The 15,775-nt window shown below is 59.2% G+C and carries 6 protein-coding genes; 4 read left to right on the top strand and 2 right to left on the bottom strand.

Features of this window, described 5'->3' with window-relative positions; translation table 11 throughout:
• Positions 1-13: 13 nt before the first annotated feature.
• Both IB254_RS16765 and putA read right to left on the bottom strand, forming a co-directional pair.
• Entirely contained in the window at positions 14-1,816 is a 1,803-nt protein-coding gene (locus tag IB254_RS16765; RefSeq protein ID WP_192226890.1) for an acyl-CoA dehydrogenase, read from the bottom strand.
• 265 nt (positions 1,817-2,081) lie between these two features.
• The gene (putA, locus tag IB254_RS16760; RefSeq protein ID WP_192418131.1) at positions 2,082-6,035 is read right to left on the bottom strand and encodes a trifunctional transcriptional regulator/proline dehydrogenase/L-glutamate gamma-semialdehyde dehydrogenase; all 3,954 of its coding nucleotides are present in this window, start codon (positions 6,033-6,035) and stop codon (positions 2,082-2,084) included.
• 463 nt (positions 6,036-6,498) lie between these two features.
• Between putA and putP the strand changes: the two genes are divergently transcribed.
• From putP to IB254_RS29900, 4 genes are all read left to right on the top strand, one after another.
• On the top strand, positions 6,499-7,983 hold the full coding sequence (gene putP / locus IB254_RS16755) for a sodium/proline symporter PutP (RefSeq protein WP_192418130.1): 1,485 nt from the start codon (positions 6,499-6,501) through the stop codon (positions 7,981-7,983).
• A gap of 357 nt (positions 7,984-8,340) precedes the next feature.
• Positions 8,341-10,257: a type VI secretion system tip protein VgrG gene (locus IB254_RS16750; protein ID WP_192418129.1), complete on the top strand. Its 1,917-nt coding sequence runs from the start codon at positions 8,341-8,343 to the stop codon at positions 10,255-10,257.
• Positions 10,247-10,984 carry a DUF4123 domain-containing protein gene (locus IB254_RS16745; RefSeq protein ID WP_192418128.1) on the top strand — a complete coding sequence of 246 codons (738 nt, stop codon included), beginning with the start codon at positions 10,247-10,249 and terminating at the stop codon, positions 10,982-10,984. Before IB254_RS16750 ends, IB254_RS16745 begins: the two co-directional genes overlap by 11 nt.
• Positions 10,984-15,768, top strand: a complete 4,785-nt coding sequence (locus IB254_RS29900) for an RHS repeat-associated core domain-containing protein (protein WP_192418127.1) — start codon at positions 10,984-10,986, stop codon at positions 15,766-15,768. The genes IB254_RS16745 and IB254_RS29900 overlap by 1 nt, the downstream gene beginning before the upstream one ends.
• Positions 15,769-15,775: the final 7 nt, after the last annotated feature.

The raw sequence follows: 15,775 nt of genomic DNA, 5'->3' as shown, positions 1-15,775 counted from the left end.
TACATGGCTGAGATCAGAACCACTCATCCTGCATGTTCAAACACACATCATCCCGCGCCTCAAGAATCGCCAGTTCATGGTGGCAACCCGGCACTTCCCAGGTCAGGAAATACCGCGCCGCCTGCAGCTTGCCCTTATAGAAGCTCACATCCGCCGCGTTCCCCTTGGCCAACCCTTCCTCGGCGCGAATCGCCTGTTCCAGCCAGCGCCAGCCAATCACTGTGTGCCCAAACACCTTCAAGTACAGCGCCGAATTCGCCAGGCTGCTGTTGACCTTGCCTTGAGCCAGGTCGGTCAGCAAACCGAGGGTTACGGTTTGCAGGCGGGCCACCAGTTTCTCCAGCGGTTCACGCAGCGCATTCAGCGATTCGTAGGCTTGCGCCCGCTCGGCAGTGTCGGCGATCAGGCGGATCAATTGTTTCAGTCCCGCACCACCGTTCTGCGCCAGTTTGCGGCCCAGCAAGTCCAGTGACTGAATGCCGTGGGTGCCTTCGTGAATCGGGTTCAGACGGTTGTCGCGGTAATACTGCTCAACCGGGTATTCGCGGGTATAACCGTGGCCGCCGAGAATCTGGATCGCCAGTTCGTTGGCCTTCAGGCAAAACTCCGACGGCCAGGATTTGACGATTGGCGTCAGCAAATCCAGCAGCTCATGGGCCTGTTTGCGCTCTGCTTCGGTCGCAAGCGTCGTGGTGTCATCGAACAGTCGCGCTGCGTACAACCCAAGATCGAACGAGCCTTCGACGTAGGCTTTTTGCGTGAGCAACATGCGTTTGACGTCGGCGTGCTGAATGATCGCCACCGGCGCGGTGTTCGGGTCTTTGCTGTCCGGGACGCGGCCTTGCGGGCGCTCGCGGGCGTACTCCAGCGAATACAGGTAGCCGGCGTAACCGAGCATCACCGCGCCCATGCCGACGCCGATCCGTGCTTCGTTCATCATCTGGAACATGTAGCTCAAACCGTGGTGCGGCTTGCCCACCAGATAACCGACGCACTCACCGTTATCACCGAAGTTCAGCGCGGTGGACGTCGTGCCGCGCCAGCCCATTTTGTGGAACAGCCCGGCCAGCAACACGTCGTTGCGCTTGCCGAGGCTGCCGTCATCGTTGACCAGGAACTTGGGCACGATAAACAGCGAAATCCCCTTCACTCCGGCCGGTGCATCCGGCAACTTGGCCAGCACCATATGCACGATGTTTTCCGACAGCGGGTGATCGCCGCCGGAGATGAAGATCTTGTTGCCCTTGAGTCGATAGGTGCCGTCAGAAGCAGGCTCGGCGCGGGTACGAATATCCGACAACGACGAACCGGCATGCGGCTCGGTCAGGGCCATGGTGCCGAAGAAACGGCCGTCGATCATCGGTTGCAGGAAGCGCTGCTTCTGCTCCTCGGTGCCGAAGCTTTCGATCAGGTTCGCCGCACCCATGGTCAGGAACGGGTACGAAGTCGAGGCCGCGTTGGCTGACTGGAAGTGCGCGAAACACGCCTGGGACAGCAGTGTAGGAAGTTGCATGCCGCCGGCGTCGAAACTGCGCGCAGCGTTGAGGAAACCGGCTTCAAGGAAGGCATCCACCGCCGGTTTCACTTCCGGAATGAGAATCGCCTGACCGTCCTCGTAGCGAGGCTCGTTCTCGTCGCCCTTGCGGTTGTGCGGGGCGAAAAACTTCTCGGCAATGCTGCGAGCGGTGCCGATGGCGGCGTCGAAGGTCTCGCGATTGTGCTCGGCGAAACGCTCTCGCTGGGTCAGGCCTTCGGCGTCGAGGACTTCATACAGCTCGAAAGCCAGATTGCGGGAACTGAGCAACGTCTCGGACATGGCGGCCTACCTTTTTTTGGAATGGACCGAGTCTAGGCGTGGGGATAGAGGCTGAACAGGATGATTGATAACGGTGATAGACAGGCCAAACACGACCCTGTAGGAGCCGGCTTGCTGGCGATAGCGGTGCCTCAGATACACCGCGTTGAACTGATCGCCAGCAAGCCGGCTCCTACAGGGCCTGTGCGGTATTGCGGTTTAGTGGTTCAGGTAAAAAAATGGGCGCCGGTGAGGGCGCCCATTTTTGCAGCTGACACTCGGCGGTTTAGCCGATGGTCATCAAGCTCGCATTACCCCCCGCCGCAGCGGTGTTAACGCTCAACGCTCGCTCGATCACCAGACGCTCCAACGCAATGTTGGTCTCGCCCAGCGACAACCCGTGAACCCCGACAATCGCCCCGGCACGCTTGGCCACTTGCTGGCACACCGCACGCAACTGATCGGAATGGCCGTGATGCAGAACCGCATCAAACACCACTTCGTCCTTGTTCCAGTCGGCAACCAGCTTGATACGCGCCTGAACTTCCTTCGGCAGGCGTGCGAACAAGGCTTTGGTCAGGTCAGCTTCCGGCCATACCGCTGAGCCGCCGACAGCCAATACTGCCGCCAGTTGCGTCAGCAGGTCGCCTTCAGCTTCGGCCAGGGACAGCACGTGCTCACGCGGCAGGATCGCGTAGCTGTTGCGCTCGCCGGTCGGGCCCGCCAGCACACGGGTGATGCCGCTTTGCGATTGCGCCGCGAACTGCACGCACAAGGCGCTCAGGTCGGCAAACTTGTTGCTGTCGGCCCAGGCTTGCAGCGCGGTCAGCGGTTTGCTCATGGCATCGCGCAGACGAACATCCGGTGCAGTGGCGGCATCGCCACGAGCGAAGGATTGTTCGATTGCATCGGCAGGACGCGTCGACAGCAGGCGGTACAGGTACAACGGACCACCGGCTTTCGGGCCGGTGCCCGACAGGCCTTCGCCACCGAACGGTTGCACGCCAACCACAGCACCGACGATGTTACGGTTCACGTAGACGTTACCGGCATTGACGTTGTCGATCACCTTGGCGATGGTCTCGTCGATGCGCGTATGCACGCCCAGTGTCAGGCCGTAGCCGGAAGCGTTGATCTGACCGATCAACTGGTCGATGTCTTTGCGCTTGTAGCGCACCACGTGCAGCACCGGGCCGAAGATTTCGCGTTGCAGCTCATCGAAGCTTTCCAGCTCGATCAGCGTCGGCATCACGAAGGTGCCGCGTTTGACTTCTTCGCTGTTGGCGATGGCCACCTGGTACACGTTGCGACCTTTGTCGCGCATGGCCTGGATGTGTTTCTCGATGCCGGCCTTGGCTTCGGCGTCGATCACCGGGCCGATGTCCACGGACAGGCGCTCCGGGTTGCCGAGTCGGCATTCAGCCATGGCGCCCTTGAGCATTTCGATGACACGGTCAGCGGAATCTTCCTGCAAGCACAGCACACGCAGTGCCGAGCAACGTTGACCCGCGCTGTCGAAGGCCGACGACACCACGTCGATCACGACTTGTTCGGTCAGTGCCGAAGAGTCGACGATCATCGCGTTCTGGCCACCAGTCTCAGCGATCAACGGAATCGGACGGCCCTGTGCATCCAGGCGACCGGCAACGTTGCGTTGCAGCAGACGAGCGACTTCGGTGGAACCGGTGAACATCACGCCTTTGACCCGATCGTCACCGACCAGACGGGCGCCAACGGTTTCGCCACGGCCCGGCAGCAGTTGCAGCACGCCTTCCGGAATCCCTGCTTCGAGCATCAGGCGCACGGCTTGGGCGGCGACCAGCGGGGTTTGTTCCGCAGGCTTGGCCAGTACCGGATTACCGGCGGCCAATGCGGCAGCAACCTGGCCACTGAAAATTGCCAGCGGGAAGTTCCACGGGCTGATGCACACCACCGGACCCAACGGGCGGTGGGCGTCGTTGGTGAAATCGTTGCGGGCCTGCACTGCGTAATAACGCAGGAAGTCCACGGCCTCGCGCACTTCGGCGATGGCGTTGGCGAAGGTCTTGCCGGCTTCGCGAGCCAGCAGGCCCATCAGCGGCTGGATCTCGCCTTCCATCAAATCGGCGGCACGTTCCAGAATCGCAGCACGTTCGGCGGGCGGGGTGGCCTGCCAGATCGGCGCTGCGTTCAGGGCGCACTGGATCGCGTTGTCGACGTCTTCGACATTCGCTTCCTGTACGTAACCGACCACGTCACGCAAATCGGACGGGTTCAGAACAGGCGCAGGGGTTTCGGTGCTGGAGACGCAACCGAGCATCGGCGCGGCTTTCCAGTGGTTGTGAGCAGTGGCCAGCAGAGCGCACGACAGCGAAGCCAGGCGATGTTCGTTGGCCATGTCGATGCCGCTGGAGTTGGCGCGCTCGGCACCATAAAGATCGCGCGGCAGCGGGATACGCGGGTGCGGCAGGCCGAAGCCGCCTTCCAGCGTCGCCATCTGCTCGATGCTGGCCACTGGATCGGCCACCAGCTCCTGAATCGAAATGGACTGGTCGGCGATACGGTTCACGAACGAGGTGTTCGCACCGTTTTCCAGCAGACGACGTACCAGGTACGCCAGCAGCGTTTCGTGAGTCCCGACCGGTGCGTACACGCGGCACGGACGGTTCAGCTTGCCTTCGGAAACTTTACCTACAACCTGTTCGTACAGCGGTTCGCCCATGCCGTGCAGACACTGGAACTCGTACTGGCCCGGGTAATAGTTCTGACCGGCGATGTGGTAAATGGCCGACAGAGTGTGGGCGTTGTGCGTGGCGAATTGCGGGTAGATGACTTCCGGCACCGACAACAATTTGCGGGCGCAAGCGATGTAGGAAACGTCGGTGTACACCTTGCGGGTGTAGACCGGATAGCCTTCCAGGCCTTCGACCTGGGCGCGCTTGATTTCGCTGTCCCAGTACGCGCCTTTCACCAGGCGGATCATCAGGCGATGACGGCTGCGGCGAGCCAGGTCGATCACGTAATCGATCACGTACGGGCAACGCTTCTGGTAAGCCTGGATCACGAAACCGATGCCGTTCCAGCCGGTCAGTTGCGGCTCGAAGCACAGGCGCTCCAGCAGATCCAGCGACAGCTCCAGGCGGTCGGCTTCTTCGGCGTCGATGTTCAGGCCGATGTCGTATTGCTTGGCCAGCAGGGTCAGCGACAACAGGCGCGGGTACAACTCGTCCATCACACGCTCGTACTGCGCACGGCTGTAACGCGGGTGCAGTGCCGACAGCTTGATGGAAATGCCCGGGCCTTCATAAATCCCACGACCGTGGGACGCTTTGCCGATCGAGTGGATGGCTTGTTCGTACGACGCGAGGTACTTCTGCGCGTCGTGCTCGGTGAGGGCGGCTTCACCGAGCATGTCGTAGGAATAGCGGAAACCCTTGGCTTCGAACTTGCTCGCGTTGGCCAGGGCTTCGGCGATGGTTTCGCCGGTGACGAACTGCTCGCCCATCAGGCGCATGGCCATGTCGACGCCCTTGCGGATCATCGGCTCGCCGCTTTTGCCGATGATCCGGCTCAGTGACGAAGTCAAACCCGCTTCATTATGGGTGGCGACCAGTTTGCCGGTCAGCAGCAAGCCCCAGGTTGCGGCGTTGACGAACAGCGACGGGCTGTTGCCCAAGTGCGGCTGCCAGTTACCGGTGCTGATTTTGTCGCGGATCAGTGCGTCACGAGTGCCCTTGTCCGGGATGCGCAACAGCGCTTCGGCCAGGCACATCAGTGCCACGCCTTCCTGGGACGACAGGGAAAATTCCTGCAACAGGCCCTGAACAATTCCGGCACGGCCACCGGCGCTCTTCTGATTGCGCAGTTTCTCGGCAATCGAAGCAGCGAGCTTGTTGGTGGCGTCAGCCATGGCGACTGGCAGGCGAGCCTGTTCGATCAGCATCGGCACCACTTCCGGCTCAGGGCGACGGTAAGCAGCGGTAATGGCGGCGCGCAGCACCGATTGCGGCAAGATGCTTTCGGCGAACTCAAGGAAGCACTGGTGCGCGTGGTCGACGTGGACGTCGCCACTGTCGTCGGCTTCTTTGGCCGTCAGGCCATTGAGCTCGGTCAGGGTTGCACCACCCTCGAGTTTTTCCAGGTAATTGAAAATTGCCTGCTTGATCAGCCAGTGCGGCGTGCGATCAATCGAAGTCGCGGCGGCCTTGAGGCGCTCGCGGGTCGGGTCGTCAAGTTTGACCCCAAGGGTGGTGGTAGCCATATTTTTATCCTCATGTTTGCCACGACCGCGTGGCATCAGCTGGCGGCAAGATTAGCTGCGCGCTCTCCGAGGTGCAACCGGGTGCAACCCTTTTTTTGTCGGAATAATAGGCAGCTCGTCAGGAATTAAATTCCGGTACGAACGTACCGCTCCTGCTTGGTGCTTTTGCTTCTAGTAAACGCTCATGACTGCTCTAAAAGGGAGCAAAAACAGGCCTTTTCAAGCTAAATCCGACTAGGTGCAACTTATTCTCAAAAAATGGGTTGCACCTTATTTGTGTTGTTGAATAGGATTCGCGCCCAAGGTGCAACCGGTCAAAAAGACAGGTGCACCGGCTGATGGCTTTCCTGGGGAAACATCAGTCCTAAATGCGCGGACCCGCAAATCGTTTGATCAAACATTGTCGTTTGTCGGCGTTTTCACACTCTGCCGCTACATAAAAACAAAGCCAGGGCATCACTTAATGAGCGTTAGCAATCCAACCCTGATCACGTTCGTGATCTACATCGCAGCAATGGTGCTGATCGGCTTCATGGCCTATCGCTCCACCAACAACCTTTCTGACTACATTCTGGGCGGTCGCAGCCTGGGCAGCGTCGTGACTGCATTGTCCGCTGGTGCCTCCGACATGAGCGGCTGGTTGTTGATGGGTCTGCCGGGCGCCATCTACATGTCCGGTCTGTCCGAAAGCTGGATCGCCATCGGTCTGATCGTCGGTGCTTACCTGAACTGGCTGTTCGTCGCCGGCCGTCTGCGTGTGCAGACCGAGCACAACGGCGATGCGCTGACGCTACCGGACTACTTCTCCAGCCGTTTCGAAGACAAAAGCGGCCTGCTGCGGATCATCTCGGCGGTTGTGATCCTGGTGTTCTTCACCATCTACTGCGCGTCCGGCATCGTTGCCGGCGCCCGTCTGTTCGAAAGCACCTTCGGTATGTCCTACGAGACCGCGCTGTGGGCCGGTGCTGCGGCGACGATTGCCTACACCTTCGTCGGTGGTTTCCTGGCAGTCAGCTGGACTGACACCGTACAAGCCACGCTGATGATCTTCGCCCTGATCCTGACACCGATCATCGTGCTGCTGGCCACCGGTGGCGTCGACACCACGTTCCTGGCCATCGAAGCACAAGACGCCAGCAACTTCGACATGCTGAAAAACACCACCTTCATCGGCATCATCTCGCTGATGGGCTGGGGCCTGGGCTACTTCGGCCAGCCGCACATCCTGGCGCGTTTCATGGCGGCGGATTCGGTCAAGTCGATCGCCAACGCACGTCGCATCTCCATGACCTGGATGATCCTGTGCCTGGGCGGCACCGTCGCTGTTGGTTTCTTTGGTATCGCTTACTTCTCTGCGCACCCAGATGTGGCCGGTCCTGTGACCGAAAACCACGAGCGCGTGTTCATCGAACTGGCCAAAATCCTCTTCAATCCTTGGATCGCCGGTGTCCTGCTGTCGGCCATTCTGGCTGCTGTCATGAGCACCCTGAGCTGCCAGTTGCTGGTGTGCTCGAGCGCCCTGACCGAAGACTTCTACAAAACCTTCCTGCGTAAAACCGCCTCCCAGGTTGAGCTGGTCTGGGTCGGCCGCGCCATGGTGTTGCTGGTTGCCCTGATCGCCATCGCATTGGCCGCCAACCCGGAAAACCGTGTGCTGGGTCTGGTCAGCTACGCTTGGGCCGGTTTCGGTGCTGCGTTCGGTCCAGTAGTCCTGATCTCCGTGATCTGGAAAGACATGACCCGCAACGGCGCACTGGCAGGCATCCTGATCGGCGCGATCACCGTGATCGTGTGGAAACACTTCGAGCTGCTGGGCCTGTACGAAATCATCCCTGGTTTCATCTTCGCCAGCCTGGCGATCTACATCGTCAGCAAACTGGGCGCGCCGACTCACGGCATGCTGCAGCGTTTCGCAGCTGCCGAGGCTGATTTCCGCCTGAACAAGTGATGGGGATGAGCTGAGGCTCAACCCTTTCGCCGAACATGAAAACGGCCCGCTTCCTTTGGAGGCGGGCCGTTTTTTTTGTCTTTGGTTTGTGTTGGAGATCCCTGTGGGAGCGAGCCTGCTCGCGATGGCGTCGTGCCAGTCGACATCAAAGTTGAATGATCGGTCGCTATCGCGAGCAGGCTCGCTCCCACAGGAGGGCAGTGGTGGTTTTGAAAGGAATGTCTGTAGCCAAACATCCCGATTTTTGAAGGAAGAATCTTTAAAAAAGCACGACAAATCTGAGTTTCCTGTCCCTTCGTCAACACCCCTTGCCGCTCATGCAGAATCGCCCGCCTTCACTCTGCAGAGACACATCGGATGTTCGCTCTTGCTAATCAACCGCGTTTCACGCTGACCGTCGACGGTGACCAGCATGACCTCAAGGTGCTTGAGTTCACCGGCAAGGAAGCCATCAGCCAGCCTTATCGCTTTGACCTGGAGCTGGTCAGTGAACGGCCGGACATCGAGCTCGAAAGCCTTCTGCATCGTCAGGCATTTCTGAGTTTCGATACACAAGGCAGCGGTATTCACGGTCAGATTTTTCGGGTTGGCCAGGGCGATTCCGGTAAGCGTCTGACGCGCTATCAAGTCAGCCTGGTCCCGCGTTTGACCTACCTCGACCAGCGCATCAATCAGCGGATTTTCCAGCACAAAAGCGTGCCGCTGATCATTGCGCAAATCCTTGAGGATCATGGCATCCAGCGCGATGCGTTCGTCTTTCAGCTCGGCAGCGATTACCCCGATCGCGAGTACTGCGTGCAATACGCGGAAAGCGATCTGGCGTTCATCCAGCGCTTGTGCGCCGAGATCGGCATTCACTACCACTTTCAGCACAGCCCCGACGGGCACTTGCTGGTGTTTGGTGACGACCAGACGGTTTTCCCCAGGATCGACAAACCGACACTTTTCTCGCCTGACACCGGAATGGCGGCCGACGCGCCCGCGATCAATCGCTTCAACGTGCGGCTGGAAACCCGCACCACTTCGGTAGCCCGTCGCGACTACGACTTCCACAAACCCGGACTGCAACTTGAAAGCCGAAGCGACAACGGACAACTGCCGACGCTTGAGGATTATCACTTTCCTGGCCAGTTCACGGATCGCGAATCCGGCAGGGCGCTGTCTCAACGAACACTGGAGCGCCACAACGCCGACTACCGTCAGGCTGAAGGTCGCAGCGATGAGCCCGCGTTGGTGACAGGTCACTTCCTGGCGTTGTCGGAACATCCACGCCAGGCATGGAATGACCTGTGGCTGATCACCCAAGTCGAACACCATGGCCGTCAGCCGCAGGTGCTCGAAGAGTCAGTCAGCAGCGACGGGGCGGATGATTTCCAGGGCTATCGCAATACCTTTCTGGCGACACCGTGGGATGTTTTGTTTCGCCCACCCCTGATCGGGAAACCCTCTTTCACCGGTTACCAGACCGCCGTAGTCACTGGCCCGACCGACAGTGAAATCCACTGTGACGAGTACGGCCGCGTCAAGGTTCAGCTCGCCTGGGATCGTGACGCAAAGCGCAATGAACATTCCAGTTGCTGGTTGCGCGTCGCCACCGGCTGGGCGCATGACGGCTACGGCATCGCACTGATTCCTCGGGTCGGCATGGAAGTGTTGGTGGGGTTCCTCGATGCCGACGTCGATAAACCGATGGTCATGGGCTGCGTGCCCAATGGCGCCAACTCGATACCACTGAATCTGCCCGCCGACAAAACCCGCAGCATTTTCCGCAGCCAAAGCAGTCCCGGTGGCGGTGGTTACAGCGAATTACGCATCGAGGATCGCAAAGGCGCCGAGGAAATCTACCTGCGGGCCCAGCGAAACTGGACTCAACACGTGTTGAACGACCTGCACGTCCAGGTCGGAAATCAGCGCAGTGCGGTGATTGGTGCCAACGATAACCTGCACGTTCACGGTGACCGCTCCATCACCGTCAGCAACCAGACCCTCAAGGCGAGCGGGCAATTTCACGCCAGCGCGGGCCAGCAAATTGTCATCGACGGTGGTGCCAACGCGACCATTCAGGCGGGCGGCCACTGGATCAACATCGGCCCCGCCGGGATCTTCAGCAGCGTTCCGATTGAGTTGGGCGGTGCACCGATGCCGGCCGTGGGCGCCGCGACCAATCAACAAACACTTCTGGCGCTCAGCGCAGCACAGATTCTGACCCTGAAAAGCGACGCCCCATTCTGCGAAGAATGTGAACGCTGCAAGGGTGGTGTCTGTGCAGCCTGAGAGCTTGTCACCCCTCACTTGGCTGGAGCGCCAACCACTCGAACCTTCCGAGCAGTTGTTCGCAGTGTTCGGCAATGCCAGTTCCGCTGAGCCGTTCAACGCCTGGCAGAGATCAAGTCCGTTGCATGCGCCGAGCCCAATTTGGGCCGACACGCCTTACGCCGAGTGGGAACCGGTCATGCCCTATGTCGGAATCGTCGCTGCTGGCAGTGAGTTTCTGGACTGGGTCGCCACTACTGAGTCTCGCGATTGGGGTTGGCTGGCGGTTTCTTCTTCGTCTCAATACGTGTTGATCGAGCATCTGCGCAGCCTCACGCAAGTGTTTTTACCCAATGGCAGCGCGGTGTTTTTTCGCTTCTGGGATGGGCGTTACTTGCTGCCGATTCTTCAGTCTGCGGAGGTCGATGTCGCTCAACTGCTACCGGTCGTGGGGCGGTGCCTGATCAATGGTCAACCGCTCGACATCGGTGGAACTGCACTGAAAACCGCCGGGGTTTTTCCATGGTGGGAAATTTCCACAACGCTGTTGAAGCACCTCTGCGAACACTCAAACACCACTCGGCTGAACAACTTGCTCACGTGGTTGAGCGAGGACCGTCCTGATCTTTTCGAGGCGTTTTCCGAAAGCGTGTTGCGGCACAAAGTCGCGATCTTTCTGGAAGAGCCGGGCCTGTCGCCAGCCCCGAAATCAGCCTTGGTGGATTACCTGTCGATGGAGCTGGACTGATGGATCAGATCATACGGATCGAGCAGGAGCTCGACGGTTTCAAGGACACGCTGAGCGTGTATCGCCAGCAACTCAAGGGCTTTTTAAGTCGTAACGCCGACAAGGTCAGCCGGGCAATGGACCTGCCCTCGCTGATGGACATGGACCGGCAGATCAAACTGGGCAACACCACTACGTCGGTGAGCCGCAGTGATGACGACTTTTTCTCCAGTGTTGCGCAGTGTCCGCTAAACGGAATTCTGCAGATCGAGAGCAAGTTCGAATCGGTTTATGACGTTCCACTGGGGAACATTGATGTTGATGTGATTGCCGTTGATGGCGGCGAAAAAATCACCGTCACGCTCGATGAAAACGGCAAGGGACAATTCAGGGGCGTTGCCGGGAAGTTCTTCCGCGTGCATGTCCACAGCGCGGTGACTTCGGATCAGGTTGATGAGCTTTTCAAGTCTTATGACGGCCTGACCGGACAGCTGGAAGACTGGCTGCGCACTGAGTGGCAAGGCTTCAAGCCGCAGTGGTCACAGCAATCCGCATCCGCTTCGCTGACCGCAGCGGGTAACGGAACACTGGCAGGTGGTTGGGCAGCGATTCAGGCGGTTTGGGATGGCATCGGTGAACTCACTGACATTCTGAAAGACCCCAATGCCTTTGCCGAGAAGCTGGGTGAAAGCGCTGGCGAACTGGCCAAACTCGCAGAAAGCGCGCCAGACATGATGGAAAAAGCCATGTTGCTGGCCAGTGACGAGGCCGCATTGTGTTTGCTGGTGCGCACCGCGACGCTGTGGCTGGAGATGCTCCCGCCGACGCAACTGGCCGAGTCATCGGCCGAGGCCATTTCCAAAGTTGTCGTCGGGCTGGTCATCGACCTACTGATCGGTTTGGTGCTGAGTGTGGTCGGGGTTGGCGTTGCCTGGTTGGCAGTGCGCCTGACCAAGTACAGCGCACAGATTTTTCAGGCTGCGATGGCATTCGTGAAGTCGATGGTCACGATCATCAACAACTTCATGGGCTATGTAAGCCGCTACAAAAAAGTCGCTGCGCGGGGCGTCGCGGCCGGACCGAAAAATGGCGCCATGCACTTGCGCTGGAATGCTCGCAAGAACACCACGCTCAAACAAAACGAACACCACGACGACGCTTCGAAGCAGGCCACAAATCCCAACGGCGACAGCGCCGATTCCGCCGATAAAACCGCCACCAACAAATGCCCGGTGTCGATGGTCACCGGCGAAGAACTGCTGACCCTCACCGACGGTTCATTGAATGGAATTCTGCCATTCGACTTCACGCGGCTCTATCGCACCAGCGCCGTCGAGATTGATTGCGGCCTCGGTTTCGGCTGGAGTCACAGCCTTGCGCATCGACTGGAAATCGATGGCGATGGCGTCGTCTGGATCGACCATGAAAACCGTCGCACCGCCTTCCCGCTGCCTGGCAATGAGCGCCCGGCGATCCACAACAGCCTCTCGCGTGCAGCGATTTACTTGGGCGATGTCCCGGAAGAACTGATCCTCGCCCAGGCTGGCGACGACACGCGTTTCTATCATTTCATCAACGGTCGATTGGCTGCGATCAGCGACGGTTACGACAACCGGTTGCGCATCACTCACGACCGCCGCGACCGTATCCAGCACCTCGACAACGGCGCCGGTCGCGCCTTGTTGTTGCGCTACGACCAGCACCATTTGATTGCCGTCGACTACCAGCGTTTTGTCCCGGCGGACACGTCGGATGAAGCCTGGATAACCGAACAGACACTGGTCAGCTACCGCTACGACGAACGCGCCCGTTTGATCGAAGCGACCAACGCCGCCGGGGAAAGCGAGCGCTACGACTACGACGACCAGCACGTCATCCAGCAGCGGCAACTGGCCGGTGGGGCGAGTTTCTTCTGGGAGTGGGAAAGGTCCGGCAAGGCTGCGCGATGCGTCCGGCATTGGGCGTCGTTTGCGCAGATGGAAGCGCGCTATGTCTGGGATGACGAGGGCAGTGTCACCGTCCACAACATCGACGGCAGCGAAGAGGTTTACCAGCATGACGACCGGGCGCGACTGGTGCGCAAGGTCGAGCTGGATGGCGGCGAACACCTCAAGGCCTACGACGATAAAGGGCGGTTGATTGCCGAGCAGGATCCGCTCGGCGCCGTCACCGAATACCACTACGACGAAGTCGGACGTTTGGTGGCGCTGATTCCGCCGGAAGATGAGCCCACGTCCTACGAGTATCGCAACGGTTTCCTGCATGCCCGGTATCGCGGCAAAGCGGTCTGGAAATATCAGCGCAACGTTCAGGGCGACATCACCGAAGAGACTGATCCCGACGGCCAGGTCACCCATTATCACTACGATGAAAAAGGCCAGTTGCTGTCGATCCGTTACCCGGATGGCGGTCGCCATCTCTTCGTCCGCAATGCTTTAGGGCAACTGGTTGAAGAAACTTTGCCGGACGGTGGGTTGCGGCGGTTTTCCTACGACGCGCTGGGTCGACGGATTACCGATCAGGATGAACACGGATCGCTCACTCACTACGGGTGGGACGCCGTTGGGCGACTGGTTCAGACGACACTTCCTACGGGTGCCACCCGCGCCTTCAGCTACAACGCCTACGGAAAAATCACCGCTGAACGCGACGAGCTTGGCCTCGTTACCCGCTACGAATACGTCGATGGTTTGCATTTGGTCAGCCGCCGAATCAACCCCGACGGCACGCAGCTCAACTATCGCTACGACAACGCGCAGCTGTTGCTCACAGAAATCGAAAACGAATCCGGCGAACAATATCGCCTGGACTACACGCCTGGCGGATTGATCCGACAGGAAACCGGATTCGATGGCCAGCGCACGGCGTACACCTACGACCTCAACGCAAACCTGCTGGAAAAAACCGAATTCGGCGACGACGGCTCGCAGCGGGTTACCGTTTATGAGCGAGATTCGGCAGGGCGGTTGCTGGTTAAAACGCTGCCCGACGACATCAAGGTCGAATACCGCTACGACAACCTCGGACGGCTGATCAGCGTCGACGACGGTCACGATCATCCGCTGGAATTCGAGTACGACCGACAAGACCGTTTGATCACCGAGCACCAAGGCTGGGGCACCTTGCGTTACGGCTACGACGCCTGCGGCCAACTCAACCGCATGCGCCTGCCGGATGGCAGCAAACTCGATTACCACCACGCCAAGGGCGGCGCGCTGACCGCCATCGACCTCAACGGCGCGCCGCTCACCGCCCACCAATTCACGTTTGGCCGCGAACAACAGCGCCAACAAGGCCAGCTCACCAGCCGCTACCACTACGACGAACAGGGCCGCCTGCAAGCGCACGCCATCAATCAACAAACCCGGCCGTTGTACCTGCGCCACTACACCTACGCGGTCAACGGCAACCTGGCGACCGTCGCCGACAGCCGCCACGGCCAGCGCAGCTATTACTACGACACCCTCAACCGCCTGACCCGCGTGCGCCACACCCGCGACGACCCACCGGAAAGCTTCGCCCACGACCCGGCCGGCAACCTGCTGATGCAAAACCGCCCCGGTGTGGCTGCCGTAAAAGGCAATCGCCTGCTCATGCAAGGCGACCGCCATTACGACTACGACGCCTTCGGCAACCTCATCCGCGAACGTCGCGGCACCGGGCAAAAACTCGTCACTGAATATGCCTACGACTGCCAGCATCGCTTGGTCAGCGTCACGACCCCGGACGGACGTTGCGCGAGCTATCGCTACGACGCCTTTGGCCGACGCATCGCTAAAACCGTCGACGGCAAAACCACCGAGTTCTTCTGGCAGGGCGACAACCTCGTTGCTGAAAGCAGCCGCGAGCACTACCGCAGCTATGTTTACGAACCGGGCACCTTCCGTCCCCTGGCCATGCTCGACGGCAAAGGCCCGCGCAAGGCTTGCCCGTTTTACTACCAGCTCGATCACCTGGGTACGCCGCAGGAACTGACCGATTTTGGTGGCGAGATTGTCTGGTCTGCGAAGTACAACGCCTACGGAAAAGTTACGCGGTTAGCGTTTGGTGGGGGCGAGCAGCTCGAACAACCGTTGCGGTTTCAAGGGCAGTACTTCGATGCCGAGAGCGGCCTGCACTACAACCGGCATCGGTACTATGATCCGGAGGTGGGGCGGTACCTGACGCCGGATCCGGTCAAGTTGGCGGGCGGGCTGAACGGGTATCGGTACGCGCTGAATCCGACGGGGTGGGTTGATCCGTTGGGGTTGAGCTCGACCAACTGTCCACCGCCGAATAATAAGAAAAAGGCAGGCTGTCCGTCACCCGCAGATCCCAATAATCCTTCCGTAAATCAGGGCGTTCCAGTGCTCCCTAAGGCGACTCTCCCTGAGCCTAAAACAGAGGAGGAAGCGAAGCGTCAGGTATTAAAGTGGGAGAGAGAATATAGAATGCATTCGGTGGGAAAGCATGGTCCAGAAATAAGTGATAAAGCGATAAAGCAGAGGTCAATTGATGGGACTCATCCGACGAAGAGAGGTGTGAGAGGCCCGATCAGACCAAGCTCTCAGTTCAGTAGCTGGATGATGCAATTTCGCGCGATAGATTATGCTTTGTCTAAGATGCAAGGTGATGTACCCGAGCCAACTGGTTATGACGGTGAGCAAAATCCTTATGTTCGAATGAATTTGCCGGGTGCAGGACGTGGATACAAGCCTAATAACAAGGATTTAAATAATCCTCGTTATGTAGAAACCCTTGATAGTGCAGAAATAAAGTTTGATAGGAAGAATGTGAAGCGTCCGTTTACGGCATTTCCTCGATAGGGTAAAT

Source organism: Pseudomonas sp. PDM03, from assembly GCF_014852385.1.
Taxonomy (GTDB): domain Bacteria; phylum Pseudomonadota; class Gammaproteobacteria; order Pseudomonadales; family Pseudomonadaceae; genus Aquipseudomonas; species Aquipseudomonas migulae.
This window is presented reverse-complemented; position numbering and strand designations above follow the sequence as displayed.

Coding starts and splice junctions, on each gene's coding strand:
- IB254_RS16765 (WP_192226890.1), bottom strand. CDS start 1,816: ATGTCCGAGACGTTGCTCAGTTCCCGCAATCTGGCTTTCGAGCTGTAT.
- putA (WP_192418131.1), bottom strand. CDS start 6,035: ATGGCTACCACCACCCTTGGGGTCAAACTTGACGACCCGACCCGCGAG.
- putP (WP_192418130.1), top strand. CDS start 6,499: ATGAGCGTTAGCAATCCAACCCTGATCACGTTCGTGATCTACATCGCA.
- IB254_RS16750 (WP_192418129.1), top strand. CDS start 8,341: ATGTTCGCTCTTGCTAATCAACCGCGTTTCACGCTGACCGTCGACGGT.
- IB254_RS29900 (WP_192418127.1), top strand. CDS start 10,984: ATGGATCAGATCATACGGATCGAGCAGGAGCTCGACGGTTTCAAGGAC.